General features: G+C 45.4%; 25 protein-coding genes. 20 read left to right on the top strand and 5 right to left on the bottom strand.

The annotated features are described in order from the left end of the window. The first annotated feature begins 21 nt into the window (after window positions 1–21). The 13 genes from tet(34) to pgpA all read left to right on the top strand — a co-directional run bounded on the left by tet(34) (window position 22) and on the right by pgpA (window position 11,616). Window positions 22–486: an oxytetracycline resistance phosphoribosyltransferase domain-containing protein Tet(34) gene (gene tet(34) / locus AB4486_RS04410; protein ID WP_009847475.1), complete on the top strand. Its 465-nt coding sequence runs from the start codon at window positions 22–24 to the stop codon at window positions 484–486. Between the two features lie 89 nt (window positions 487–575). Next, a complete protein-coding gene (gene frsA, locus AB4486_RS04405) occupies window positions 576–1,829 on the top strand; it encodes an esterase FrsA (RefSeq protein WP_017060788.1) in 1,254 nt (417 codons plus the stop codon). Between the two features lie 144 nt (window positions 1,830–1,973). Then, window positions 1,974–2,363: a sigma factor-binding protein Crl gene (gene crl, locus AB4486_RS04400; protein WP_017060787.1), complete on the top strand. Its 390-nt coding sequence runs from the start codon at window positions 1,974–1,976 to the stop codon at window positions 2,361–2,363. Window positions 2,364–2,439: 76 nt separating this feature from the next. Next, window positions 2,440–3,624 (top strand): glutamate 5-kinase, encoded by a 1,185-nt coding sequence (gene proB, locus AB4486_RS04395; protein WP_372116569.1) that lies wholly within the window; start codon window positions 2,440–2,442, stop codon window positions 3,622–3,624. Between the two features lie 66 nt (window positions 3,625–3,690). Further along, entirely contained in the window at window positions 3,691–4,941 is a 1,251-nt protein-coding gene (locus AB4486_RS04390; RefSeq protein ID WP_017060786.1) for a glutamate-5-semialdehyde dehydrogenase, read from the top strand. Window positions 4,942–5,097: 156 nt separating this feature from the next. Then, window positions 5,098–5,547: a transcriptional regulator NrdR gene (gene nrdR, locus AB4486_RS04385; protein WP_004734394.1), complete on the top strand. Its 450-nt coding sequence runs from the start codon at window positions 5,098–5,100 to the stop codon at window positions 5,545–5,547. 40 nt (window positions 5,548–5,587) lie between these two features. Beyond that, window positions 5,588–6,667, top strand: coding sequence for a bifunctional diaminohydroxyphosphoribosylaminopyrimidine deaminase/5-amino-6-(5-phosphoribosylamino)uracil reductase RibD (ribD, locus tag AB4486_RS04380; protein WP_017060785.1), 1,080 nt, complete (start codon window positions 5,588–5,590; stop codon window positions 6,665–6,667). Window positions 6,668–6,736: 69 nt separating this feature from the next. Beyond that, window positions 6,737–7,393, top strand: coding sequence for a riboflavin synthase (locus tag AB4486_RS04375; protein ID WP_010436361.1), 657 nt, complete (start codon window positions 6,737–6,739; stop codon window positions 7,391–7,393). Between the two features lie 108 nt (window positions 7,394–7,501). Continuing rightward, window positions 7,502–8,611: a bifunctional 3,4-dihydroxy-2-butanone-4-phosphate synthase/GTP cyclohydrolase II gene (ribBA, locus tag AB4486_RS04370; protein WP_017060784.1), complete on the top strand. Its 1,110-nt coding sequence runs from the start codon at window positions 7,502–7,504 to the stop codon at window positions 8,609–8,611. Between the two features lie 295 nt (window positions 8,612–8,906). After that, window positions 8,907–9,377, top strand: coding sequence for a 6,7-dimethyl-8-ribityllumazine synthase (gene ribE / locus AB4486_RS04365; RefSeq protein WP_004741508.1), 471 nt, complete (start codon window positions 8,907–8,909; stop codon window positions 9,375–9,377). Then, window positions 9,377–9,844, top strand: a complete 468-nt coding sequence (gene nusB / locus AB4486_RS04360) for a transcription antitermination factor NusB (RefSeq protein WP_004734399.1) — start codon at window positions 9,377–9,379, stop codon at window positions 9,842–9,844. The genes ribE and nusB overlap by 1 nt, the downstream gene beginning before the upstream one ends. Before the next feature lie 291 nt (window positions 9,845–10,135). Continuing rightward, window positions 10,136–11,110 (top strand): thiamine-phosphate kinase, encoded by a 975-nt coding sequence (gene thiL, locus AB4486_RS04355; protein WP_010436366.1) that lies wholly within the window; start codon window positions 10,136–10,138, stop codon window positions 11,108–11,110. Next, entirely contained in the window at window positions 11,110–11,616 is a 507-nt protein-coding gene (gene pgpA, locus AB4486_RS04350) for a phosphatidylglycerophosphatase A (protein WP_017060782.1), read from the top strand. Before thiL ends, pgpA begins: the two co-directional genes overlap by 1 nt. Before the next feature lie 135 nt (window positions 11,617–11,751). On the opposite strand, the gene dxs is transcribed toward pgpA, so the two are convergent. From dxs to xseB, 3 genes are read right to left on the bottom strand one after another with little or no spacing between them, the layout of a single operon-like run. After that, window positions 11,752–13,635 (bottom strand): 1-deoxy-D-xylulose-5-phosphate synthase, encoded by a 1,884-nt coding sequence (dxs, locus tag AB4486_RS04345; protein WP_372116568.1) that lies wholly within the window; start codon window positions 13,633–13,635, stop codon window positions 11,752–11,754. A gap of 21 nt (window positions 13,636–13,656) precedes the next feature. After that, window positions 13,657–14,541 carry a (2E,6E)-farnesyl diphosphate synthase gene (gene ispA / locus AB4486_RS04340; RefSeq protein WP_048612246.1) on the bottom strand — a complete coding sequence of 295 codons (885 nt, stop codon included), beginning with the start codon at window positions 14,539–14,541 and terminating at the stop codon, window positions 13,657–13,659. Window positions 14,542–14,561: 20 nt separating this feature from the next. Then, the gene (xseB, locus tag AB4486_RS04335) at window positions 14,562–14,804 is read right to left on the bottom strand and encodes an exodeoxyribonuclease VII small subunit (protein ID WP_004734405.1); all 243 of its coding nucleotides are present in this window, start codon (window positions 14,802–14,804) and stop codon (window positions 14,562–14,564) included. 298 nt (window positions 14,805–15,102) lie between these two features. Between xseB and pomA the strand changes: the two genes are divergently transcribed. The 7 genes from pomA to rlmM all read left to right on the top strand — a co-directional run bounded on the left by pomA (window position 15,103) and on the right by rlmM (window position 22,266). After that, entirely contained in the window at window positions 15,103–15,867 is a 765-nt protein-coding gene (gene pomA, locus AB4486_RS04330; RefSeq protein WP_004734406.1) for a flagellar motor protein PomA, read from the top strand. A gap of 12 nt (window positions 15,868–15,879) precedes the next feature. Continuing rightward, window positions 15,880–16,827: a flagellar motor protein MotB gene (locus AB4486_RS04325; protein ID WP_017060777.1), complete on the top strand. Its 948-nt coding sequence runs from the start codon at window positions 15,880–15,882 to the stop codon at window positions 16,825–16,827. Between the two features lie 318 nt (window positions 16,828–17,145). Next, window positions 17,146–18,594 carry a tRNA uracil 4-sulfurtransferase ThiI gene (gene thiI / locus AB4486_RS04320; protein ID WP_029235325.1) on the top strand — a complete coding sequence of 483 codons (1,449 nt, stop codon included), beginning with the start codon at window positions 17,146–17,148 and terminating at the stop codon, window positions 18,592–18,594. Window positions 18,595–19,265: 671 nt separating this feature from the next. After that, window positions 19,266–20,174, top strand: a complete 909-nt coding sequence (locus tag AB4486_RS04315) for a transcriptional regulator GcvA (RefSeq protein WP_017063339.1) — start codon at window positions 19,266–19,268, stop codon at window positions 20,172–20,174. Next, complete coding sequence (locus AB4486_RS04310; protein WP_017069501.1) at window positions 20,167–20,790, top strand: alpha/beta fold hydrolase; 624 nt, start codon at window positions 20,167–20,169, stop codon at window positions 20,788–20,790. The genes AB4486_RS04315 and AB4486_RS04310 overlap by 8 nt, the downstream gene beginning before the upstream one ends. Continuing rightward, window positions 20,780–21,178: a DUF423 domain-containing protein gene (locus AB4486_RS04305; RefSeq protein WP_017069500.1), complete on the top strand. Its 399-nt coding sequence runs from the start codon at window positions 20,780–20,782 to the stop codon at window positions 21,176–21,178. Before AB4486_RS04310 ends, AB4486_RS04305 begins: the two co-directional genes overlap by 11 nt. Beyond that, on the top strand, window positions 21,175–22,266 hold the full coding sequence (gene rlmM / locus AB4486_RS04300; protein WP_017070491.1) for a 23S rRNA (cytidine(2498)-2'-O)-methyltransferase RlmM: 1,092 nt from the start codon (window positions 21,175–21,177) through the stop codon (window positions 22,264–22,266). Before AB4486_RS04305 ends, rlmM begins: the two co-directional genes overlap by 4 nt. 80 nt (window positions 22,267–22,346) lie before the next feature. On the opposite strand, the gene xni is transcribed toward rlmM, so the two are convergent. Then, window positions 22,347–23,120 carry a flap endonuclease Xni gene (xni, locus tag AB4486_RS04295; RefSeq protein ID WP_102331961.1) on the bottom strand — a complete coding sequence of 258 codons (774 nt, stop codon included), beginning with the start codon at window positions 23,118–23,120 and terminating at the stop codon, window positions 22,347–22,349. 145 nt (window positions 23,121–23,265) lie between these two features. Next, window positions 23,266–24,630 (bottom strand): nucleotide 5'-monophosphate nucleosidase PpnN, encoded by a 1,365-nt coding sequence (gene ppnN / locus AB4486_RS04290; protein WP_010436397.1) that lies wholly within the window; start codon window positions 24,628–24,630, stop codon window positions 23,266–23,268. Between the last annotated feature and the right edge of the window lie 145 nt (window positions 24,631–24,775).

Below are 24,775 nucleotides of genomic sequence, written 5' to 3'. Positions count from 1 at the left end.
AAAATTATTAGGTTTTATACTATGAGCAACAAATTCGTTATCACTTGGGACAACATGCAGACTTACTGCCGTCAACTTGCTGAAAAGCAAATGCCAGCAGAGCAGTGGAAAGGCATCTGGGCAGTAAGCCGTGGTGGTTTGGTTCCTGGTGCAATCTTGGCTCGTGAGCTAGGTATTCGTCACGTAGATACGATTTGTATTTCTAGCTACGACCACGATCACCAACGTGATATGACAGTAGTTAAAGCACCTGAAGGTGACGGCGAAGGCTTCCTAATCGTTGAAGACTTGGTTGATAGTGGTGACACTGCACGTAAGCTTCGCGAAATGTACCCTAAAGCGAAACTGATCGCTGTATGTGCAAAACCATCTGGCGCTGATTTGCTAGACGAGTACATTGTTGATATCGCTCAAGACACATGGATTGAGCAACCTTGGGATACTAGCCTAAGCTACGTAGAGCCAGTAAATCGCAAGTCAAAATAAGCGTAAACTTAGTTTTTTGAGAAATGACCCTTTATAGGGTCATTTTTTTTTATATTATTAGTGACAACCATTTCTTATTAAGTATCCCAATGTCTGAACCAGAAGAAACGAGCTCGAACCTTTCGGAAACTTTGTTTGTAAAGCACAAGCAAGCGAAAGAGACCTCAATGTTGACACAATACATGCCAAGCTCTGAAGCGCTATTGGATGAGAAACGTGAACAGCAAAACTCATCATGGTATCGAAACCTAAGACGTCTTCAGTGGGTATGGCAAGGCGTTAATCCAATAGAGCAGGAAGCGGTATTGGCTCGCATCGCGTCATCAGATAACTCTCGTACAACCGATGAGTGGCTTGATACGGTCATGGGTTACCGAAGTGGTAACTGGGCATACGAATGGACCAAGCTGGGTATGCAGCATCAAAATCGTTCTAATGAGAAGAATGGTGAAGAGATGGCTGAAGAGCTATTTTCCGCATCGTTGTGCTTCAGTATTGCGGGTTACCCACACCTCAAGAACGACAACTTGGCAGCTCAGGCTCAAGTGTTGGCCAACGCAGCGTATTCTGAAGCGATCAAGCACACTAAGTTGATCGTCAAGCAGATTGATATTCCATACCAAAACAAGAAGATCAAAGCGAACTTGCATCTAACCAAGACAGATAAACCACAACCGGTTGTGATTGTCAGCGCGGGTCTAGATAGCTTGCAAACCGATATGTGGCGCCTGTTTAGGGATTATTTAGCACCTAAGAACATTGCTATGTTAACGGTAGACATGCCATCAATAGGGCACAGTGCACATTGGCCGTTAACAGAAGACTCATCTTGTCTTCACCAAGCAGTGCTGAATGAATTGCCTAACATCCCATGGGTCGATCACCACAAAGTCGGCTTGTTTGGTTTCCGCTTCGGTGGCAATGCGATGGTGAGATTATCTTTCCTCGAGCAACATAAGATTAAAGCGTGTATTTCTTTAGGCGCGCCAATTCACGATATCTTTGTTCATGCAGACAAACTTAAGCAGATGCCTAAAATGCATCTAGATGTGTTGGCTTCGCGCCTTGGTAAAGGGGCGGTCGATATCAATAGCCTTTCTGGGCAGTTGATGGCGTGGTCACTCAAGGTACAAGGTTTGCTGTCAAACAGTAAAACCAGTGTTCCTATCTTGGCATTGGCTCTGGAAGGCGACCCGGTTTCACCGCCAATGGATAATCAACTGGTTGCTATTTACAGTGATTACGGAAAAGCGAAGAAAATCAAAGCTAAGTCAATTACACAAGGTTATGAGCAATCCCTCGAATTGGCGATAAAGTGGCTTGAGGATGAATTATTTAGATGACATTTCTCCTAAATTAGTTAAGCATGAAAAATGTACAAACTAAGTACCTGATACTCAGAGGTTATTTATAAAATCCAAATGCGTAGTTTCTACGTATAACAGTCTGAGTAACGTCATTCTTAACATTGAAAATGGAGATTCAATATGTCAGAAGTGACACAACAACCTACGCATTACCGCTTGTTGAATGTTTTAAAGGCGATCGGGCCTTACTTAAGGGAACCGCAATCAGAAGAAGGCCACTATATCTTTGATTGCTTGTCTGTATGTGTGAACGATAAAAAATCACCAGAAGAACGCGAGTTCTGGGGCTGGTGGCTGGAATTGGATAAGTCGGAAGAGGGATATTCGGCGAAGTACAATATCGGCAAGTACAACATCGATGGTAACTGGGATTCTTTGCCGTTACCTAAAAAGGCGGTCGCTGAGGTCTCTCGAACTCAAGAAGCCTTCCACAAGAAACTGGTTGATGAACTTCAAAGTAAGTTTGAAATCAGTATCCAATTAGACGAAGAGTCTGTCGAATTCGTCTAATTTTAAAGGTTACTCTTCTATATAAAGCAAAAAGGTGCGATTTCGCACCTTTTCTGCTTGTGAATTCCCCTTTTGATTGCTAAAACATCACCTCTTATTTGTTTTATCCATAAAAGACTTCATGACAACAAATCATCAAAGCGGGACAACAACACAGTGTAAAACTGTCGTTGTTAAACTGGGTACCAGTGTCTTAACTGGTGGAACATTGGCATTAGACCGCGCTCATATGGTTGAGCTGGTTCGTCAATGTGCTGAATTAAAAAAACAAGGCCACTCTGTGGTTATGGTTTCGTCTGGTGCAATTGCAGCAGGACGTGAGCACCTTGGTTACCCCGCACTTCCCAACTCAATGGCGAGCAAACAGTTGCTTGCGGCAGTTGGGCAAAGTCAGTTGATTCAAGTTTGGGAGTCTTTGTTTGCTATCTATGGCCTTAAGATTGGCCAGATGCTACTGACTCGTGCTGATCTCGATGATCGCGAGCGTTTTCTTAATGCACGTGACACGATCAACGCACTGGTTGAGCACGATATTATTCCGGTAGTAAACGAAAACGACGCAGTAGCAACCAACGAAATTAAAGTGGGCGACAATGATAACTTGTCGGCCTTAGTGGGTATTTTGTGCGGTGCTGATAAGCTTTTGCTACTAACAGACCAAAAAGGCCTGTTTACGGCTGACCCTCGTAAAGATCCAAATGCTGAGCTCATCAAAGAAGTGAAAACCATTGATGACACGCTGCGTAAGATCGCAGGTGGCAGCGGTACTACGTTGGGTACTGGCGGCATGGCGACAAAACTGCAGGCGGCTGACATTGCTCGTCGCGCAGGCATCGAAGTGATTATTGCTGCGGGCAGTGCTGAAAATGTGGTGTTTGATTCACTGAGTGATAACCCACAAGGCACACGTTTCTTGCCTTTAGCGGAAGCGCTTGAAAACCGTAAACGCTGGATTTTAGCGGGCCCTGCTTCAGCAGGTGACATCGTGGTTGACGACGGCGCAGTAAACGCAGTCAACACCAAAGGCAGCAGCTTGTTGGCGAAAGGGGTTGTTCGAGTTAAAGGCGAATTCTCTCGTGGTGAAGTTACCCAAGTCACAGACAGCAAAGGCAAAGTAATTGCTCGTGGTATCGCCAGTTATTCAAGCCAAGACCTAGCAAAAATTGCAGGCAAGCACAGTAAAGATATTGGCGACATCCTTGGATACGATTATGGGTCAGAAGTCATTCACCGTGACGACCTAGTTGTAATCCAAGAGTAGCTCGTGATGATAAGGTGAATCACCTTTTTGCATCCAAAGACAGACAGAATTTAGGGAGAGTTAAACGTGGATTTAACTAACATGGGTATCGCAGCAAAAGACGCTGCTTTCCACCTAGCGACCGCATCTACGGCGCAAAAGAATAAAGCATTGGCGATTATCGCTGATGAGCTAGAAGCAAACGCAACAACGATTTTAGAAGCGAACGCGAAAGACATCGAACTGGGTCGTGAAGCGGGTTTAACTGACGCACTGCTCGATCGTCTACTTCTTAACGAAGAGCGCTTAACCGGTATCGCTAACGATGTTCGTAACGTGATTAGCCTGAATGACCCAGTTGGCAGCGAAATTGACAGCAAAGTACTAGAAAACGGTATGTCACTGTCTCGCCGCCGCGTGCCACTTGGTGTGGTGGGTGTTATCTATGAAGCGCGTCCGAACGTAACCATCGATATTGCAGCTCTGTGTCTGAAGACAGGTAACGCAAGCATTCTACGTGGTGGTAAAGAGACGTTTTTCTCGAACATGGAACTGGTTAAGGTTATCCAGTCTGCATTAGAGAAAGCGGAGCTTCCAGCCGCTTCTGTTCAGTACATCGAGAAGCCTGATCGTGAACTCGTTTCTCAACTGCTTAAACTGGACGACTACGTGGATATGATCATTCCTCGTGGCGGCGCTGGTCTGCACAAGATGTGTAAAGAGAACAGCACCATCCCAGTAATCATCGGCGGCTTTGGTATCAGCCATATCTTCGTTGATGAAAGCGCTGATCTTGAGAAATCTGTCGATGTGGTCGAAAACTCAAAAGTTCAACGTCCATCGGCGTGTAACTCGTTAGATACACTGCTAGTGCATGAAGCGGTTGCTGAAGCTTTCCTAACTAAGCTGAAACAGCGTTTAGCCGGCAAGGTAACCTTAGTTGCTGATACCAGTGCAAAATCGCTGCTAGCGGGTTTTGAAGACCAACGTGATGCGGTTGAAGGCGACTTTGACACTGAATGGCTAAGCTACACGCTAGGCGTGAAAGTGGTAGCGGATGTGGCAGAAGCGATTGACCACATGCGTGTACACAACGCGAGTCATTCAGATGCGATCATGACCAATAGCTTAGAGAGCTCAGAGCGTTTCATTAACTCTGTTGGTTCTGCAGCGGTTTATGTGAATGCATCAACACGTTTCACTGATGGAGCACAGTTTGGTTTAGGTGCTGAAGTTGCCGTGTCTACTCAGAAATTGCATGCTCGCGGCCCAATGGGCTTAGAAGAGCTGACAAGCTACAAATGGGTAGGTAAAGCGAACTATTTAGTCCGCGGTTAACGCTGGTCGTTAATTTTACTCATCAGCTCATTTTTGAAATGGCGGTCGAGTAGCAATAATCAATGAATCACCACACAAAAGGGCCTTAATTGGCCCTTTTTCTTTCCTAACGTTTGGCAATTCCGTTACACTGATATTCAATTATTTGGAGGTGATATGCATTGTCCTTTTTGTTCAGAGAACGACACTAAAGTAATCGATTCAAGACTGGTAGCCGATGGCCATCAGGTTCGTCGTCGCCGTCAATGCCTTGCATGTAGTGAACGTTTTACTACGTTCGAATCGGCAGAACTTGTGATGCCTAAAGTCATAAAGTCGAATGGAAACCGCGAACCATTTAATGAAGATAAAATGGTGGGTGGTGTACAGCGCGCCCTAGAAAAACGCCCAGTGAGTGCTGACGCGATTGAACTTGCGATCAGTACGATTAAGTCACAACTTCGTGCAACTGGTGAGCGTGAAGTACCAAGCGAGATGATTGGTAATCTTGTGATGGGCCAATTGAAAGAATTGGATAAAGTGGCGTACATTCGTTTTGCCTCTGTTTACCGCAGCTTTGAAGACATCCGAGAGTTTGGCGAAGAAATCGCTAAATTAGAGGATTAACTCCTCAATCATGTCAAACTTTACTCCCCTAGATTTTCAAATGATGTCGCGTGCTATTCAGTTAGCAAAACGCGGCATTTACACTACTGCGCCAAACCCTAATGTGGGTTGTGTCATTGTACAAACCGACGGTCAGATCGTTGGTGAAGGTTTTCATGCCAAAGCTGGCGAACCTCATGCTGAAGTACATGCCATGCGAATGGCAGGCGACAAAGCAAAAGGTGCGACGGCTTATGTCACGCTAGAGCCTTGTTCTCATTACGGTCGAACGCCGCCTTGTGCTGAAGGTTTGATTAAGGCTCAAGTAGCCAAAGTGATTTGTGCCATGCAGGACCCAAACCCAAAAGTCGCAGGTCGTGGTATCAAAATGCTACGCGATGCGGGTATTGAGGTTGAAATCGGTTTGCTAGAGCAAGACGCTCTCGACTTGAACCCTGCATTTATCAAGCGTATGCAAACTGGCATGCCATTCGTTCAGTTAAAGATGGCCGCTAGCCTTGATGGGCAAACGGCATTGGAAAATGGCCAAAGCCAGTGGATCACATCGCCAGAAGCACGTCGTGATGTTCAGAACTACCGAGCAAAATCAGGCGCTGTGTTGTCAACTAGCCAGACGGTGATTGAAGACAACGCGTCGTTGAATGTTCGTTGGGCAGAGTTGCCAAGCAGTATCAAAGGTCATTACGCTGAAGACGAGCTGCGTCAGCCGATTCGCGTGATTCTTGATCGTCAAAACCAACTGCGTCCTGAACTCAAGTTATTCCAGACTCCAACATCGGTGTTGAGAGTTGCCGAAGCATCTGCTGATATTGAAGTCGCAACCACAGATGCAGGTCAGCTCGATTTGCACGATCTGATGCGTCAATTACCTGCCAATCATATCGACCATATTTGGGTCGAAGCGGGCGCAACATTGGCAAAAAGCTTGATTGAAGAGCAGCTGGTGGATGAGCTAATCCTTTATTTAGCACCTAAACTTATGGGCAGTGACGGACGAGGTTTGATGGGTGCATTAGGGCTCACTTCAATGTCTGACGTTATTGACCTAGAAATTAAAGATGTTCGACAGGTTGGTGTGGATATTCGCATCGTTGCGAAACCCGTATTTCGAAACAGATAGTAACGAAACCACAGTGGAAATAGTTACTCCAACTGCATACGTGTCGTTGACAACAAAAAGAGTTTTAAAATGTTTACAGGAATTGTAGAAGCCGTAGGTACATTGAGTGCAATCACTCCCCGCGGAGAAGACATCACCGTAACGGTTAATGTTGGTAAGCTTGATATGGCTGACGTTAAGTTAGGCGACAGTATCGCTACCAATGGTGTGTGTTTGACAGTTGTTGAATATAACGACCACAGCTACAGTGCAGATCTTTCGCTTGAGACCCTGAAAAAAACGGGTTTTGTCGATTACCAAGCGGGCGATAAAGTTAACCTTGAGAAAGCAATGTTACCAACCACGCGTTTCGGTGGACATATAGTGTCTGGTCACGTTGATGGCGTGGGTGAGATTGTTGAACGTAACCAAGTTGGCCGTGCGATTGAATTCTGGGTAGAAATGCCAGCAGAAATCTCAAAATACGTGGCTCAAAAAGGCTCAGTAACAGTTGATGGCATTAGCCTGACTGTGAACGATTTACGTAAGAACGCATTCAAGCTGACTATCGTTCCTCATACTTCTTCAGAAACCACCATCGACCAATTCAATGTCGGTCGTAAAGTGAATCTAGAAGTTGATGTATTAGCACGTTACATGGAGCGTTTACTGCAAGGTCAGCAACAAGAATCTGAGCCTGAATCTCGATTAACGATGGAATTCTTACAGCAGAATGGTTTTGCCTAACCGTTGATACAAAGTGCGTTAAGCGAGACTTTGTAAAGCGAAGCAATATCATCAGGTTTAAATAGTGTCGGTTCTAGGAAGCAGAACCATTTCAAAGGATATAGAACAATGCCAATTAGTACTCCTCAAGAAATTATTGAAGACATTCGCCTAGGAAAAATGGTTATCCTGATGGATGATGAAGATCGCGAAAATGAAGGCGATCTGATCATGGCAGCAGAACATGTGACGCCAGAAGCGATTAACTTCATGGCGATGTACGGCCGTGGTTTAATCTGTTTAACGTTGACTAAAGAGCGTTCAAACCGCATGGGCCTAGCGCCTATGGTTCAAGATAACAACGCACAGTACACCACTAACTTTACTGTTTCGATTGAAGCGGCAGAGGGCGTAACAACGGGTATCTCTGCATCAGACCGTGCAGTGACGGTTCAAGCTGCAGTGGCGAAAGATGCGAAAGCGGCTGACCTTGTTCAACCTGGACATATTTTCCCACTGACAGCGCAAGATGGCGGTGTTCTGACTCGCGCAGGACACACAGAAGCAGGTTGTGATTTAGCACGTCTTGCAGGCTGCGAGCCAGCATCGGTTATCGTTGAGATCCTTAACGACGACGGTACTATGGCTCGTCGCCCTGACCTTGAAGTGTTTGCTGAAAAACACGACATCAAGCTAGGCACGATTGCTGACTTGATTGAATACCGCAACAACACAGAAACAACGATTGAGCGTGTAGCACAATGCCATTTACCAACAGAGTTTGGTGATTTCGAGCTGGTGACTTACCGCGATACAATTGATAACCAGATCCACTACGCGATGCAAAAAGGCGACCTATCTGAAGGTGCTCCTTTGGTACGTGTTCACCTGCATGACACGTTCACCGATCTGCTTCATTCAGACCGTGGTACTGAACGCAGCTGGTCGCTAGATAAAGCGATGAAGCGTATTGGCGACGAAGGCGGTGTGTTGGTTATTCTTGGCAACGAAGAGTCGTCTGATTCTTTGATTCACAAAGTGAAGACATTCGAAGCGCAAGACAAGAACGAGCAGCCAACTATGGCGAAGAAGCAGGGTACCTCGCGTCGTGTTGGTGTCGGTTCTCAGATTCTTCAAGATCTAGGTGTGCACGATATGCGTCTGCTTTCTTCAAGCACTAAGCGTTACCACGCATTGGGTGGTTTTGGCCTTAACGTTGTTGAGTACGTTTGCGAATAAACCATGCGTTAGCAAGCAGACGTTTCTCCGTTTGTAGCAACATAATTTACCGATGATTTCAGTGGCTCTTTTGGTGATAAATCTTGCCAAAAGAGCAAAGTAGCCAAGTCCGACTCAAAACGTGTTCAACACACAAACTTGGTTACTCGCTGTTCCTATATGCTTGGGATCAGCGCTGCATTATCATCTTTACATTGCCGGTGTCTGTTCTTCTAAATTACCATTAGATATTGCTCACAGTTTTGTGCTAGAATCCGGCGATTCTCACTTGATGAAAATAGTTAAAGGAAGGCTTATGAAAGTGATCGAGGGTGGCTTCCCAGCGCCAAATGCAAAAATTGCTATCGTTATTGCTCGTTTCAACAGTTTTATTAACGAAAGTTTACTTTCTGGTGCAATCGATACTTTAAAGCGTCATGGACAAGTAAGCGAAGACAACATCACTGTTGTTCGTTGCCCTGGTGCAGTAGAACTTCCACTTGTAGCGCAGCGCGTTGCAAAAACAGGTAAGTTCGATGCGATTGTATCTCTTGGTACAGTAATTCGTGGCGGTACACCTCACTTTGACTATGTTTGTAGTGAATGTAATAAAGGTTTGGCACAAGTGTCTCTGGAATATTCTCTTCCAGTAGCGTTTGGTGTTCTTACTGTTGATACGATCGATCAAGCTATTGAACGCGCAGGAACCAAGGCTGGTAATAAGGGTGCAGAAGCAGCACTTAGCGCACTTGAGATGATCAACGTTCTTTCTGAAATCGATTCCTAATGGGGGCCAGTGTGAAACCAGCCGCACGTCGTAACGCACGTCAATTTGCTCTACAAGCAATTTATTCTTGGCAAATTACTAAAGAAAATATTGCTACCGTTGAAGAACAGTTCTTATCTGGTGGTAAGTATGATGAAGAAGAGCATCATGCTGCAGAGCCTGCTCTTGCTATGCCAGAAACAGACGTTGCATACTTCCGCGACCTACTAACTGGTGTTGCTCTTAGCCACATGGAACTTGATAGCAAGCTTCGTCCATTCGTATCTCGCCCTATGCAAGATCTGGATCTGATGGAACTAGCGCTTCTACGTTTAGCTATGTACGAGATGACTCGTCGCGAAGATGTACCATACAAAGTGGTTATCAACGAAGCTATCGAGCTTGCAAAAGTATTTGCAGCAGAAGACAGCCATAAGTTTGTTAACGGTGTGCTTGATAAAGCTGCACCGCACGTTCGTAAGAAATAAGACGTTCGTATATTGAATCTAAAGGTCAGCTTTTATGCTGGCCTTTTTTGTAACTAAATTTCTGTAATATCAATAATACCAATCGTAGTAAATAACTGGTCACCCTAGCTTGCTAAAACGCTCGATAACTGCGTTAGAGTTTTTAATTGTAGAATAACTACTTATCGAAACTTCTTGTCGAAAAGAGCTGCCTTGTTCTCAAGCCTTTTCCCTACGCTAATTTTGAACACTTACTTACGGTGATTGGTATAATTACGGTGATTTGTATTAAGACCAAAGATAGGGCATGTGATGTCTGGCGAGTTTAACCTGATTGAAAAATATTTTGTAAATCGACAACCACAACGTAAAGACGTACATCTGGCAGCGGGCGATGACTGTGCTTTGGTCAAAGCGCCAAGCAATGTAGAGATCGCAATCAGCACCGACACTTTAGTTGCAGGTACGCACTTTTTAGCCGAAGCGAATCCTGCATGGGTGGCGCATAAAGCGTTAGCTTCGAACATTAGCGACCTTGCCGCTATGGGTGCGACGCCTGCTTGGGTTTCATTTGCTTTAACTATGCCAGAAGTCGATGAAGAATGGCTTGCCCCATTTTGTGATTCCTTTTTCAAACTTGCAGACTACTTTGGTATTCAGCTAATCGGCGGTGATACAACCAAAGGGCCGCTAAGTTTGACGTTGACTGTACAAGGCTTTGTGCCAGAAGGTCGAGCGTTGCGCAGAGATAACGCTAAAGTGGGCGACTGGATTTACGTGACGGGTAATCTAGGGGACAGCAAAGCTGGGTTAGACGTGTTACTGAACCCCGAAAAGAACAAAGTGAAGCCTTATGCGCTAGAGCTTGAAGAGAGGCACTACCTGAGCACTCCGCGAATATTGGCGGGTCAAGCTCTAGTTAACCTTGCTTCATCGGCTATCGATATCTCTGATGGTGTTATTGCTGATTTAAAACATATCCTCAAACGTTCTCAGGTTGGTGCGAGTATTGATGTAAGCACGCTGCCCCTCTCTCCAGAGTTACGTCAGTTCGCTTGTGATATTACTTCAGCTCAGCAGTATGCGCTGACCAGTGGTGAAGAGTACGAACTTTGCTTTACTGTGCCTGAAGAAAATAAAGGTTCATTGGAAAGTGCTTTGTCGCACACAGGAACAAAAGTCACCTGCATTGGCCAGATAAGACCTGTAGAATATTTTGAACTACACAATAATGGTGAACCACTAAGTTGGAACTTAACTGGTTACGATCACTTTAAGGCTAATTGATGACAAACCCACTTTCTCTTATTTCTCTTAAAAATCCTTGGCATTTCTTAGCAACGGGTTTTGGCAGTGGCTTATCGCCTATTATTCCCGGCACAATGGGCACGCTTGCGTCAATTCCGTTGTACCTATTGTTGGTTCAGCTACCGTTTCCTGCTTACGTTGCCGTGGTGGTGGTAAGCTGCATTATTGGTATTAAGATCTGCCAAGTAACGTCTGATGATATGGGCGTGCATGACCACGGTTCTATCGTTTGGGATGAGTTTGCGGGCTTTTGGATCACCATGAGCTTAGTGCCTATGCTGAATATCCCTGCCGATGACTGGAAATGGCTTCTGACTGGTTTTGTGCTTTTCCGCTTCTTTGACATGGTAAAACCTTGGCCGATTGGTTGGCTAGATGCGCGAATTCACGGCGGCTTGGGTATCATGATTGACGATATTGTAGCGGGTATTATGGCGGCTATTTCGTTGTATGCCGTGGCACATTTCGCAGGTTGGTTAGTGTGAGTTAACTGAAGGGCTAAGGTTTAGTTGGCGATACACCAAACTAATTAGCAGATACTAAAAAGGTTGACCCTAGGGCCAACCTTTTTTGTTTGCGGAGCTTACGAGCTTACGAGCTTACGAGCTTACGTATTAAGGCTACTTAGCAAGATAGTCAGAGATAGACTTCTCAATGCCTTGCGCGTCCAAACCAAGCTCTTCGTGCAGTTCACCTTGCGTACCTTGAGCAATGAACTTGTCTGGCAGGCCAAGGTTCAATACTGGCATCAGCAGTTTCTCTTGCATCAAGAATTCAATCACACCTGCGCCCGCACCACCTGCAATCGCATTCTCTTCGATAGTTACCAGAATATCGTGGTCAGCAGCAAGTTGTTTGATCAGAGCTTCATCGAGCGGTTTCACAAAGCGCATATCTGCAACTGTCGCATCGATGGCGTCAGCGGCTTGAAGTACACTCTCAAGGAAAGTACCGAAGCTTAAGATAGCGACTTTCGAGCCATCTTTTGCTTTTTCGCTTTCGCGAACGATACGACCTTTACCAATCTCAAGCGCGGTAAATTCACTTTGTATCTCAGTGCCCATACCATTACCGCGAGGGTAACGAACGGCACTTGGACCTGTGTGCTGGTGGCCGGTGTAAAGCATTTGGCGACATTCGTTTTCGTCGCTTGGCGCCATGATCACCATGTTTGGAATACAACGCATAAAGCTTAAGTCGAACGCACCTTGGTGTGTTTGACCATCAGCGCCGACAAGACCAGCACGGTCGATAGCGAACATGACAGGTAAGTCCATGATAGCCACATCGTGGATCAGTTGATCGTAGCCACGTTGTAGGAACGTCGAGTAGATAGCGACTATCGGCTTATCACCCGCAATCGCCATACCGGTTGCTAGCGTCACAGCATGCTGCTCAGCAATCGCTACGTCGAAGTATTGTTCTGGGTACTCTTTCGAGAAACGCACCATGCCAGAGCCTTCACGCATTGCAGGCGTGATCGCCATCAGCTTAGGATCTTGCGCGGCCATATCACACAGGAAGTCGCCAAAAATCTTAGAGAAAGTTGGTTTAGAGCTGGTGCTCTTAGGCAGACTTGAGTGTGCTGGATCGAATTTCGGTACGCCGTGGTAACCGATTGGATCTTTCTCAGCTGGCTCGTAGCCTTTGCCTTTCTTAGTCATGATATGCAGGAACTGAGGACCTTTAAGGTCTCTCATGTTCTTAAGCGTTTTAATCAGCTCATTGACATCATGACCATCAATTGGGCCAATGTAGTTAAAGCCTAACTCTTCGAACATGGTGCCAGGGACTACCATGCCTTTTAGATGTTCTTCTGTACGACGAACCAGCTCTTTAATCGGCGGAACGCCTGATAGCACTTTCTTGCCGCCCTCACGAATTGACGTGTAAAGACTGCCAGAAAGAACTTGAGCTAGGTGGTTGTTTAGCGCACCTACGTTTTCAGAGATCGACATCTCGTTATCGTTCAGGATAACCAGCATGTCATTGTGAATATCGCCCGCGTGGTTCATGGCTTCAAATGCCATACCCGCAGTAATCGCGCCATCACCAATCACACTCACGACTTTACGGTTCTTGCCTTCTTTCTTCGAACTGATAGCCATACCAAGTGCAGCACTGATCGATGTTGAAGAGTGACCAACAGAAAGGGTGTCGTATTCGCTCTCTTGACGCCATGGGAATGGGTGCAGTCCATCTTTTTGACGGATAGTCGACAAGCGGTCGCGACGACCTGTAAGAATTTTGTGCGGGTATGCTTGGTGACCAACATCCCAAACCAACTGGTCAAAAGGCGTGTTGTACACATAGTGCAGAGCAACTGTCAGCTCTACTGTACCTAAGCCTGACGCTAAGTGACCACTTGACTGGCTCACTGAGTTAAGAAGATAGGTACGTAATTCATCACAAAGCTGTGTCAGCGTCTCTTTTGGAAGTAGACGCAAATCCTCTGGCTTATCAGCCAAAGCAAGAGTTGGGTACTTTGATATATCAAGAGTCATAGGTAATGCGCGCTTATTGTCTTAGTTCTTGCGCTCGATGACGTATCGGGCGAACTCTTCGAGTAACTGGGTATTGTATGGGATTGCAGCCAAAGCTTGAAGCGCTTCCTGTAGCAGAGTTTGCGCTTTTTCTTGAGCGCCCTCTAAACCTAGCAAAGAAGGGTAGGTGCTTTTGTTCAATTCTTGGTCAGAACCCTGTGGCTTACCCAAAGTTTCAGTATCGCCAGTGATATCTAAAATATCATCTTGAACCTGGAATGCTAATCCAATGGCGTCGGCGTACTTGTCTAATTGAGGCATCACTTCAAACGCTTTTTCACCAGCAGCGAGAGCACCTAAACGAATCGCACATTTCATTAGCGCGCCCGTTTTATTGCGGTGAACTTCTTCTAACTCTTCTAGCGTGACAGAGCGGTTTTCAGCTTCAATATCAAGTGCTTGTCCAATGCACATACCTTGTGCACCAGAGGCTTCGGCTAGGCGTTGAATCATTCGAACGCGATTGCTTTCACCGTCAGCACTTAATGTACCTTCCGCAAGTATAGTAAACGCGAGAGTTTGTAGTGCATCGCCAGTTAAAATTGCCGTTGCTTCATCGTATTTGATGTGACAAGTCTGATGGCCACGACGCAGTTCATCGTCGTCCATTGCTGGAAGGTCGTCGTGAATCAGAGAATAGGCATGAATACATTCGATTGCAGATGCTGGAGTGTCGAGTTCTTCAGCGGTGCAGCCGAGCATTTCCCCTGTAATGTAGACAAGAAATGGACGTGCGCGTTTACCGCCTAAAAGTAACCCATAACGCATTGCGTTGATCAGGTTCTGATTTTGGTGTGGCAGGCGATCAAGCCAAAGGTTCAGTTGCTCGTTATTACGTGCTTGATAAGACAATAAAGTCTCGATCATAGGGGATCTCATACAATTCGTTATTCTGGTTGTGGGTTAAAGTCACTAAGTTCTGCGTTTTCATCATTTTGCAGTAGGATGCTAACACGCTGTTCAGCATCGTTTAGTTTGCTTTGACCGGCACGAGCGAGGGAGATACCTCGTTCGAACTTCTTCAGCGCATCATCTAAAGCTAGATCACCATTTTCTAGTTGATCAACCAAGCCATCAAGCTCTTCGATTGCTGCTTCAAAGCTCATATTTTCAGGTTTCTTAGTAGCCATAATAAATCTGCGTTTGGAAAGATGAACGAACGTTACCCTAGGCCGCTAAGATGGTCAAATGTAACCAAGAAATTTTGCTAGAAAGTTTGTTTTTAAGGGGCTTGAACTCACTTTGCTTGAATAACCTTAGCTTTATCGAGTTTATGCGCTACCTATAAGAGCAAAGTAAGCCAATAGTTGGGATTCAAAAACGAAAAGTGTGATACTTAGGCCAAGAATTTACTAAAAGATCTTATAGTCTTGCCGATACAAAGATTATCGTCGACATAGAGCTACAAAAAAGCATGAGGAGTGCTCAGTGGATTTAGCAACCCTAATAGGTTTGATTGGTGGATTTGCCTTTGTAATCATGGCAATGATCCTAGGTGGAAGCCTCGGGATGTTCTATGACACGACATCCATTTTGATCGTGGTTGGTGGCTCAACCTTTGTTGTTCTGATGAAGTTCACCATGGGGCAGTTCTTTGGTGCGACTAAAATTGCAGGCAAAGCCTTCATGTTTAAAGCCGATGAACCTGAAGATCTTATCGCTAAAGTGGTAGAGATGGCGGATGCAGCGCGTAAAGGTGGCTTCTTAGCACTCGAAGAGATGGAAATCAGTAACAGCTTCATGCAAAAGGGCATCGACCTGTTGGTAGATGGCCATGATGGAGATGTAGTACGCGCAGCATTGCAAAAAGACATCGCATTAACGACTGAACGTCACGAGCAGGGCGCGAAAGTGTTCTCTGCATTTGGTGATGTAGCACCCGCGATGGGTATGATTGGTACCTTGGTTGGCTTGGTTGCCATGCTTTCTAACATGGATGATCCAAAAGCGATCGGCCCTGCGATGGCGGTGGCACTTTTAACCACCCTATATGGTGCGATTCTTTCGAACATGGTGTTCTTCCCAATTGCCGACAAGCTTGCGCTGCGTCGTGACCAAGAGACACTCAACCGTCGTTTGGTTATGGATGGCGTACTCGCGATTCAAGATGGTCAGAACCCACGAGTAATCGATGGTTACCTGAAGAGCTACCTAAACGAAGGTAAGCGTACGATTGATGGTGAACCTGCGTAAGAGGAGTTGAAGATGGATGAAGAAAATCCATGTAAATGTCCTCCTCCGGGATTGCCTCAATGGATGGGGACATTTGCTGACTTGATGTCACTGCTGATGTGTTTCTTCGTACTGCTGCTCTCATTCTCTGAGATGGACGTACTGAAGTTCAAACAGATCGCTGGCTCGATGAAATTTGCGTTTGGTGTACAAAACCGCTTGGAAGTGAAAGACATTCCTAAAGGCACCAGCATCATTGCACAAGAGTTTCGACCTGGTCGTCCAGAGCCGACACCGATTGATGTGATCATGCAGCAGACGATTGATATTACGCAGCAAACGCTTGAGTTTCATGAAGGTGAATCTGAGCGTGCTGGCGGTACCATGCGTGATCAAGGCAAGATGACCGGAGGCAAGTCGCCAGAGGTTTCGACTCACGACAATCAAAACTCTGAGTCAGACCAACAGCAACAACAAGCTGAAGCTCAATCGCAAGAGATGGAAACCTTGATGGAAAGCATCAAGAAGGCGTTGGAGCGAGAGATAGACCAAGGCGCGATTGAAGTTGAAAACCTTGGCCAGCAGATTGTGATTCGAATTCGTGAGAAGGGTGCATTCCCATCGGGTTCTGCTTTCCTACAGCCTAAGTTCCGACCTTTGGTGAGACAGGTTGCTGAGTTGGTGAAAGATGTTCCGGGTATCGTTCGAATCTCAGGGCACACCGATAATCAACGTCTTGATTCCGAGCTTTATCGATCTAATTGGGACTTGTCATCACAGCGAGCAGTGTCTGTTGCTCAAGAGATGGAAAAGGTGCGTGGTTTCTCTCATCAACGCTTGAGAGTACGCGGCATGGCGGATACCGAGCCAGTCGAGCCGAACGATACTGAATGGCAACGTAGCCTCAACCGCCGCGTTGAAATCAGCATCATGCAGGGCGAGCCGCTTTACAGTGACGAAGTGCCTGTTATTAATGAATAGCCGATACGTGTACACACGGTAGCATGCAGATAGCATCGAAAGCCCAACCTTATAATGAGGTTGGGCTTTTTGTTTGCTGGTCTTCAATGGTTCTCTCTGCGGCATTTATGTCGTTTCGAAACCTGCTACTGTTAATAACAAGCGGTTTAATGATGGTGTTACAGCAAGCACTCTTTTCCTTGCTTCACTTTCTCATGTATAATTCGCGCCCTTAGATTTAGATATGATCTATTCTTGCTTCAAGTGCTGTGTAAATTCTCTAATTTACTTGGCGATGAGCGTTTTCAAAATTTTGAACATTAATGTTGTGAAAGTACTATGAAATTTATTGTTAAGCCCCATCCGGAAATTTTTGTAAAAAGTGAATCGGTGCGTAAGCGCTTCACAAGGATTCTAGAGTGCAACATTCGTAACGTTATTCAACGTCGCTGTGAAAGTGTTGCGGTATTCAACCGTCGCGATCATATTGAAGTGACGTCTGAGAGTGACCAGTACTACGCAGAAGTGTTAGAGGCTCTGACTCACACTCCAGGTATTCACCACTCTCTTGAAGTTCAACAGTCTGAATTCAAAGACTTGCACGATATTTACGAGCAAGTACTAGAACGCAGCCGTGCTGACATTGAAGGCAAGACTTTCTCTGTACGTGCTAAGCGTCGTGGTAAGCATGACTTTACCTCTATTGAACTTGAGCGCTACGTAGGCGGCGGTCTAAACCAAGCAGTTGAGTCAGCGAAAGTTCGACTTAAGAACCCTGATGTAACCGTTAAGGTTGAAGTGGCTAACGACAAGCTAAACCAAGTTCTAGCTCGTCACAAAGGCCTCGGTGGCTTCCCTCTTGGTACTCAAGAAGATCTACTGAGCTTGATCTCTGGCGGCTTTGATTCTGGTGTTTCAAGCTACCTGCACATCAAACGCGGCTCTAAGGTTCACTACTGTTTCTTCAACCTTGGTGGCCCAGCGCACGAGATTGGTGTTAAACAAGTGGCTCACTACCTATGGAATAAATACGGCTCATCTGCAAAGGTGAAGTTCATTTCTGTAGACTTTGAACCTGTGGTTGCTGAAATCCTTGAGAACGTAGAAGACGGCCAAATGGGCGTTGTTCTTAAGCGTATGTTCATGCGTGCTGGTGGTATGGTTGCAGACAAGTTCAAGATCGAAGCGTTGGTTACTGGTGAAGCACTAGGTCAGGTATCAAGCCAAACGCTAACTAACCTGCGTCACATCGACAACGTGACAGATACTTTGATTCTTCGTCCGCTTATCAACTGGGATAAAGAAGACATCATCGACCTTTCTCGTATCATCGGTACTGAAGACTTCGCTAAGGTAATGCCTGAGTACTGTGGTGTTATTTCTAAGAAGCCAACAGTGAAAGCGAAGAAAGGCAAACTGGAAGCAGAAGAAGCTAAGTTTAACTTTGAAGTGCTGGATCAAGTGATCGAGAACGCTCGTGTTATGGATATCCGTGACATCGAGAAAGAGAGCCAAGAGCAAGCGCCTGAAGTTGAACAAGTTCAAGCTGTTGCTGAGCACGCTATCGTTCTTGATATCCGTAGCCCAGAAGAAGAAGACGAAAGCCCATTAGAGATCGAGGGTGTTGAAATTAAACACATCCCATTCTTCAAGCTTTCGACTCAGTTTGGCGACCTAGACCAAGCGAAAGAGTACTTGCTGTACTGTGACCGTGGTGTAATGAGCCGTCTACAGGCACTTTACCTACAAGAGCAGGGCTTCCATAACGTTAAGGTTTACCGCCCATAGTGGTGTGTTGACCAAGCGTTAATCATTTTGCAAAGCCGTTTACTGAAAAGTAAGCGGCTTTTTTATTTTCTATTGTGAATGATTTACAGTAGTCAGACAGAGGCGTGAGTTTGGGCGTGCTATCGTCATGCTCAGCTTTGAAATTTTTGATTGATAGAAAGAGTGTGTTCTAAACGGGTTTATAAGTACCGAAGAAGTGTGAGTATCTTGAAGTATTCTGTTACTTTTTAGTGCAACTCAATGGTGCTATTTGTATGTGTTCAGTTGATTATTTGAGTGGGTGTCTGATTCTGTGATTGGCGATGAAAAATAATAAAGATTAATTAGCACAGCTATTGATAAACTTGTTGTTACATTTCTTTGCACATAAAAAAACACCGCCCATAAGGCGGTGTAAACAAATTTGACAGACAGGTCAAAATAAATACAGGAAGTACATGCCTCGTTTCAGTATAAACTGCAACAAAACATTTGGTAGAACTCTACCCAACTCGAAAAGAACGAGTTTGCAAACACAACATCGCAGGAGCTAAGCCAATTGATTCTAGAGAGAATCAAGCCGTTCAGGCTAGCTGCTGCGGGATGAAATATAGAATTTCTCTGGCTGCTAGGCAATGGACAAATTATAATGTTTCAGATAAAAAAAACTAATGCTTATTTAGAGAGTAACTATGTCTCGTCGATTACCCCCATTAAACTCGCTAAGAGTGTTTGAAGCTGCAGCTCGACACTTGAGTTTTACGCGTGCTGCAGAAGAGTTGTTTGTTACTCAAGCGGCAGTCAGTCATCAGATCAAAGCGCTTGAAGAATTCTTATCTTTGAAGCTGTTTCGCCGAAGAAACCGCTCTTTGCTGCTAACTGAAGAAGGTCAAAGCTACTTCTTAGATATCAAAGATATTTTCACATCACTAGCAGAAGCGACAGACAAAGTGCTGGAGCGAAGTGAGAAGGGCGCATTGACCATCAGTTTACCGCCGAGTTTTGCTATTCAATGGTTGGTACCAAGGCTCGCTGACTTTAATCAGCAAGAGCCTGATATTGATGTAAGAATCAAAGCCGTTGATATGGATGAAGGCTCGCTAACCGATGATGTAGACGTCGCTATCTATTATGGCCGAGGGAATTGGTCGGGGCTCAGAGCCGATAAACTTTACCAAGAATACTTAATTCCTCTTTGCTCACCTTCCGTGCTGCTAGGAGCTAAACCTTTAGAATCTCTCAGTGATTTGGCATGTCATACGCTACTGCATGATACATCTCGAAAGGATTGGAAACAGTTTGCTAAGCAAAATGGTATTGATGGGGTAAACGTTAATCATGGCCCTATCTTCAGTCACTCAACCATGGTATTGCAGGCGGCCGCTCACGGGCAAGGTATTGCTTTGGGTAATAATGTGTTGGCGCAACCTGAAATCGAAGCAGGTCGTTTGATTGCACCTTTTGATGAAGTGTTGGTAAGTAAGAACGCCTTCTATGTAGTGTGTCATGAGAAACAAGCTGACATGGGGCGTATTGCGACTTTCCGTGATTGGATGTTGGCGAAAGCGCAAAGTGAACAAGAGGACTTACTTGATGAATAACCTCATCATTGATGGTGAAGACAACCCAATAACCTTTATCTTTGCACATGGTGCTGGCGCAGGTATGGATCATGAGTTCATGCAGTCGGTAGCAAAAGGGTTGGCGTTTAAAGGGATACGAGTGATTCGTTTTAATTTCCCTTACATGATCAAACGTGCTGAAGATGGTAAGCGTCGTCCACCTGATCGAGCCCCTAAACTGCTCGAAGCTTACCAAGATATTATCGGACAGGTAGATGCCGATAAGCTTGTGATTGGTGGTAAGTCGATGGGAGGACGTATGGCGAGCCATTTGTCTGAAGTTGATAAGGTGGCTGCAATGGCCTGTTTAGGCTTTCCTTTTCATCCGCCAGGCAAACCAGAGAAATACAAAGGTGAGCACTTGGCTGAGTTAGCAAAGCCGTGTCTTATTCTGCAGGGTGAACGTGATACCTTTGGTAAGCGAGAAGAGTTTGCTGATTTCGACCTGTCGGATTCGATTCGTGTTGAGTTTATTCCTGATGGCGATCACAGCTTTAAGCCTCGTAAGAGCTCTGGCTACACCGAACAGCAGAACATAGCGTTAACCGTTGAGAAACTATCGGCGTTTATCAAAGAGGTGCTTAATGAGAAGTAAGTATTTACTCACTTTTGCAGGTATCTCTGGCGCAATAGCCGTAATGCTAGGTGCCTTCGCCGCTCACGGGTTAAAAGCTGTCTTGCCAGAGTATCTGCTAGGCGTGTTTGAGACAGGTGTTCAGTACCAGTTTATCCATACACTAGCAATATTGGCGTGTGGTGCTCTGCTACAGATGAAACTTGGTGCTAAATCACAAAAATATTTTTTCATTGCGGCAATTTGCTTTATCATCGGCATCCTTTGTTTTAGTGGCAGCCTTTATGGCTTAGCACTGACAGGAATAAAATGGTTTGGCCCTATAACACCGTTTGGTGGTCTACTATTTATCATTGGTTGGGGAGTCTTCTCCTTCGCTGCTTTGAATATAAAAGAGGTAACTCAGTGAAACACGTACTACTTTATTGTCGCTCTGGTTTTGAAAAAGAATGTGCTGGCGAAATTCAAGACAAGGCAACACAACTGGAAGTGTTTGGTTTTCCTCGCCTAAAGAACAATACAGGTTTTGTATTGTTTGAATGTTACCAAGCAGGTGAAGCGGACAAGTTGATCAAAGAGATCGATTTCCAATCACTGATCTTTGCTCGTCAAATGTTGGCAGTGGCTGTTGAAATTAAAGACCTGCCAACCGATGACCGTATTTCTCCAATTCTTGAGGCGCTTTCTGAGAAAGAAGGTTTCCCTCGTTGTGGTGATATCCGTATTGAAACGCCAGATACTAACGAAGCAAAAGAGCTTTTGAAGTTCTGCCGTAAATTTACCGTGCCGATGCGTCAAGCGATGCGTGGTAAAGGCCTGATGACAGCGAAAGATAACGCTAAGAAGCCTGTGCTTCATTTATGCTTCATCGCTCCGGGCCACTGTTTTGTTGGTTACTCTTACCCAACGAACAACTCCCAGTTCTTTATGGGTATCCCTCGTCTGAAGTTCCCATCAGATGCGCCAAGCCGTTCTACATTGAAGCTAGAAGAAGCATTCCACGTATTCATCCCTCGTGATGAGTGGGACGAGCGTTTGGCTCCAGGTATGTGGGGTGTTGATTTAGGTGCATGTCCAGGTGGTTGGACTTACCAATTGGTTAAGCGCTCGATGTTCGTTCACTGTGTTGATAACGGCATGATGGCAGACAGCCTAATGGAAACAGGTCAAATTAAGCACCACATGGTGGATGGCTTTAAGTTTGAACCAGACCGTAAGAACGTAACTTGGATTATCTGTGACATGGTTGAGAAGCCAGCTCGTGTTGCTCACCTTATGGGTGAGTGGATCATCAAAGGCTGGGCGAAAGAAGCACTGTTCAACCTTAAACTGCCTATGAAAGGCCGTTACGATGAAGTACTGCAAGATATCGAGAACCTAAAAGTGTTCCTGATTGAGAACAAAGTGAAGTTCAAGATGCAGGCTAAGCACCTTTACCACGATCGCGAAGAGATCACGGTCCACATTCAGGCGCTTTCAAACATCTCACCGCACTAATATTTACGTTAGTGTGTCAGTGATAAAAAATGCTCCTTTAAGGGGCATTTTTTGTATCAATATTATCGAGTCACAGCGACTTAAGCGTTTGCTTCGTAACGAATATCTTGCAGGTTGAACCCTAAATCAATATCGGTTTTGAGTGCCGATACTTGCTTACATACACGAGCGGATTCGATGTGTTCGTCGAACTTCTTACGATATTTTTTCGGCAGATCTTCTGCTTGATAGGCCGCTTCGATATCTGGGAAAGTGGTTAAGATTTCTTTTGCAGCTTTTGGTCCTATACCTGGAATCCCCGGTACTTGGCTAGAGCTCACACCGGTTAAGCCCCAGTAATCTGCAAGTTGCTCTGGTTTTACGCCGAACTCAGCTTCAATAAAGGGCTTATCTAACCAGCGATGTTGGAAGTAATCGCGGATCTGTAGTGTAGGTGATAACAGTTGGCAGTAACCTTTATCGGTAGAGATTATCGTAACTTTTTCACCATGGTCAGCCACTTTTTTTGCGAGTGTTGCTACTAAGTCATCAGCTTCATCGCCATCAGATAACAGCGAATCAATACCTAATTCCCACCAAGCTTGTTGGATAGCATCGAGGCCTTTCAGTAATGGCTCAGGCATTGGCTTTCGGTTTTGTTTATAGGCAGGAAGGACTTCTGCACGCCAGCCCCGATCTTGTAAGTGGTGATCGAATACCGCGATGATGTGAGTTGGTTTAGACTCCGCAAGAATCTTATTAAGAGTACGAGTCGTGGTAGTGATGGTTCTTGCTATATCGGTTGGATCCGGCTGAACTGAGTGAACGCGTCGGATTAGGTTCAAGGCATCGATAATAACAAGATGGATAGACATAAGTTTCCACTAAATAGGCAATAAATAAGGGGCTGCTAGCCCCTTATAGTAACGTATCACTTGGTGAGTTGAAACGCTGGTGACGTAAACGTCATGACTTGTTTAGCTTTATGCTTACGGCTTTGTTATCAGTCAGATATTATCATCAGCTGCTTGGCGCAATTTTATAACAAGGAACGTAGTCGGTACCACCCGGCAGTTTCATTCGATCTTGTTCAACAAAATCATTTAGCAGTTGATCCATCTTAGTCATCAACTCTTTGTCGCCATCAATGAGGAATGGCCCATGCTTCTCAATCTCCAGAATACCTTCGGCTTTGACGTTACCTGCCACAATACCTGAGAACGCTTTACGTAAATTCGCAGCAAGGCTCTCTGTTTTCTGATCCATGTGCAGATCGAGTGCCGCCATAGATTCGTGAGTAGGGTCGAAGGGGAGTTGGAACTCAGGCTCAATATGCAGTGACCAGTTGTAGCTGTAAGCATCGCCTGTTTCTTTACGGTGAGAGCGTACATCTGGCATTGCTTGCTTCATAATTTTCGCAGCACGTGCTGGATCATCAATGACAATTTCATAGTGCTTTTGCGCTTCTTCACCCAATGTTTCACCAATGAACTTATCAATTGAACGGAAGTAAGCCTCGCTCTCTTTAGAGCCAGTTAGAACGATAGGCATCGGTTGGTCTGCGTTGTTTGGGTGCATCATGATACCTAGGATGTACAGCAGTTCTTCGGCGGTTCCTGGGCCTCCAGGGAAGATTATGATGCCATGTGCCATACGAACAAACGCTTCAAGACGTTTCTCGATATCGGGCATGATCACCAGTTCGTTCACTATCGGGTTTGGCGGCTCAGCCGCAATGATTGATGGTTCAGTTAACCCTAAATAACGATGTTCAGTATAGCGCTGCTTAGCGTGACCAATAGCCGCACCTTTCATTGGCCCTTCCATCGCACCTGGTCCACAACCCGTACAGATGTTGAGTTCACGTAGGCCAAGTTCATTACCGACTTCGCGAGTATATTGGTATTCAGTGGCATTAATTGAGTGACCACCCCAGCACACGATCAGGTTCGGCTCAATGCCGGGTGTGAGTGCTCCTGCGTTTCTCAAAATACCAAACACAAGATTGGTGATGTGAGTTGCGTTGGTGAGGTTAAGCCTTTGGTTATCGGCCAAGTGCATGTTGACGTAGACAATGTCACGCAGCACTGAGAATAGATGTTCTTGAATACCCTTGATGATTTCACCGTCGACAAAGGCATGCTCTGGTGGGTTGCTTAGTTCGAGCTTGATACCACGCTCACGACGCACCACTTCAACATCAAATGACTGATACTTGTCGAGCAATTCTTTGGAGTTGTCGGTATGGCTACCCGAGTTCAGTACCGCTAACGTACAGTTACGATACAGTTGGTACAGATCACTAGATGCGGTTTTTTTAAGACGCTCAACTTCAAGTTGAGAGAGTAAATCCATGCTACCGGCAGGGCTGATATGAGTGATCATAGTGCCTCCTTGTTGAGAAGAGCAGAGGCGACTTTTGAAGTGACCCTCTGGCTCGAGAGTGAGAAGCAAACGTTGAAAGTGTTTGGTTAAAGGTGAGAAGAGTTAACCAGACGAAACGGTTACGACAGCGTTGCTTTATGGATTG

Origin of the sequence: Vibrio sp. 10N.222.55.C6 (assembly GCF_041473395.1) — a bacterium.
Taxonomy (GTDB): Bacteria; Pseudomonadota; Gammaproteobacteria; order Enterobacterales; family Vibrionaceae; genus Vibrio; species Vibrio crassostreae_C.
This window is presented reverse-complemented; position numbering and strand designations above follow the sequence as displayed.

Bases quoted from the DNA above. Each gene is read 5' to 3' on its own strand.
- AB4486_RS04325 (WP_017060777.1), top strand. From the start codon at position 15,880: ATGGATGAAGAAAATCCATGTAAATGTCCTCCTCCGGGATTGCCTCAA.
- dxs (WP_372116568.1), bottom strand. From the start codon at position 13,635: ATGACTCTTGATATATCAAAGTACCCAACTCTTGCTTTGGCTGATAAG.
- ppnN (WP_010436397.1), bottom strand. From the start codon at position 24,630: ATGATCACTCATATCAGCCCTGCCGGTAGCATGGATTTACTCTCTCAA.
- AB4486_RS04375 (WP_010436361.1), top strand. From the start codon at position 6,737: ATGTTTACAGGAATTGTAGAAGCCGTAGGTACATTGAGTGCAATCACT.
- AB4486_RS04315 (WP_017063339.1), top strand. From the start codon at position 19,266: ATGTCTCGTCGATTACCCCCATTAAACTCGCTAAGAGTGTTTGAAGCT.
- nusB (WP_004734399.1), top strand. From the start codon at position 9,377: ATGGGGGCCAGTGTGAAACCAGCCGCACGTCGTAACGCACGTCAATTT.
- ribD (WP_017060785.1), top strand. From the start codon at position 5,588: ATGATGTCGCGTGCTATTCAGTTAGCAAAACGCGGCATTTACACTACT.
- xni (WP_102331961.1), bottom strand. From the start codon at position 23,120: ATGTCTATCCATCTTGTTATTATCGATGCCTTGAACCTAATCCGACGC.
- ispA (WP_048612246.1), bottom strand. From the start codon at position 14,541: ATGATCGAGACTTTATTGTCTTATCAAGCACGTAATAACGAGCAACTG.
- crl (WP_017060787.1), top strand. From the start codon at position 1,974: ATGTCAGAAGTGACACAACAACCTACGCATTACCGCTTGTTGAATGTT.
- frsA (WP_017060788.1), top strand. From the start codon at position 576: ATGTCTGAACCAGAAGAAACGAGCTCGAACCTTTCGGAAACTTTGTTT.
- ribE (WP_004741508.1), top strand. From the start codon at position 8,907: ATGAAAGTGATCGAGGGTGGCTTCCCAGCGCCAAATGCAAAAATTGCT.
- ribBA (WP_017060784.1), top strand. From the start codon at position 7,502: ATGCCAATTAGTACTCCTCAAGAAATTATTGAAGACATTCGCCTAGGA.
- thiL (WP_010436366.1), top strand. From the start codon at position 10,136: ATGTCTGGCGAGTTTAACCTGATTGAAAAATATTTTGTAAATCGACAA.
- xseB (WP_004734405.1), bottom strand. From the start codon at position 14,804: ATGGCTACTAAGAAACCTGAAAATATGAGCTTTGAAGCAGCAATCGAA.
- nrdR (WP_004734394.1), top strand. From the start codon at position 5,098: ATGCATTGTCCTTTTTGTTCAGAGAACGACACTAAAGTAATCGATTCA.
- pgpA (WP_017060782.1), top strand. From the start codon at position 11,110: ATGACAAACCCACTTTCTCTTATTTCTCTTAAAAATCCTTGGCATTTC.
- AB4486_RS04305 (WP_017069500.1), top strand. From the start codon at position 20,780: ATGAGAAGTAAGTATTTACTCACTTTTGCAGGTATCTCTGGCGCAATA.
- thiI (WP_029235325.1), top strand. From the start codon at position 17,146: ATGAAATTTATTGTTAAGCCCCATCCGGAAATTTTTGTAAAAAGTGAA.
- AB4486_RS04310 (WP_017069501.1), top strand. From the start codon at position 20,167: ATGAATAACCTCATCATTGATGGTGAAGACAACCCAATAACCTTTATC.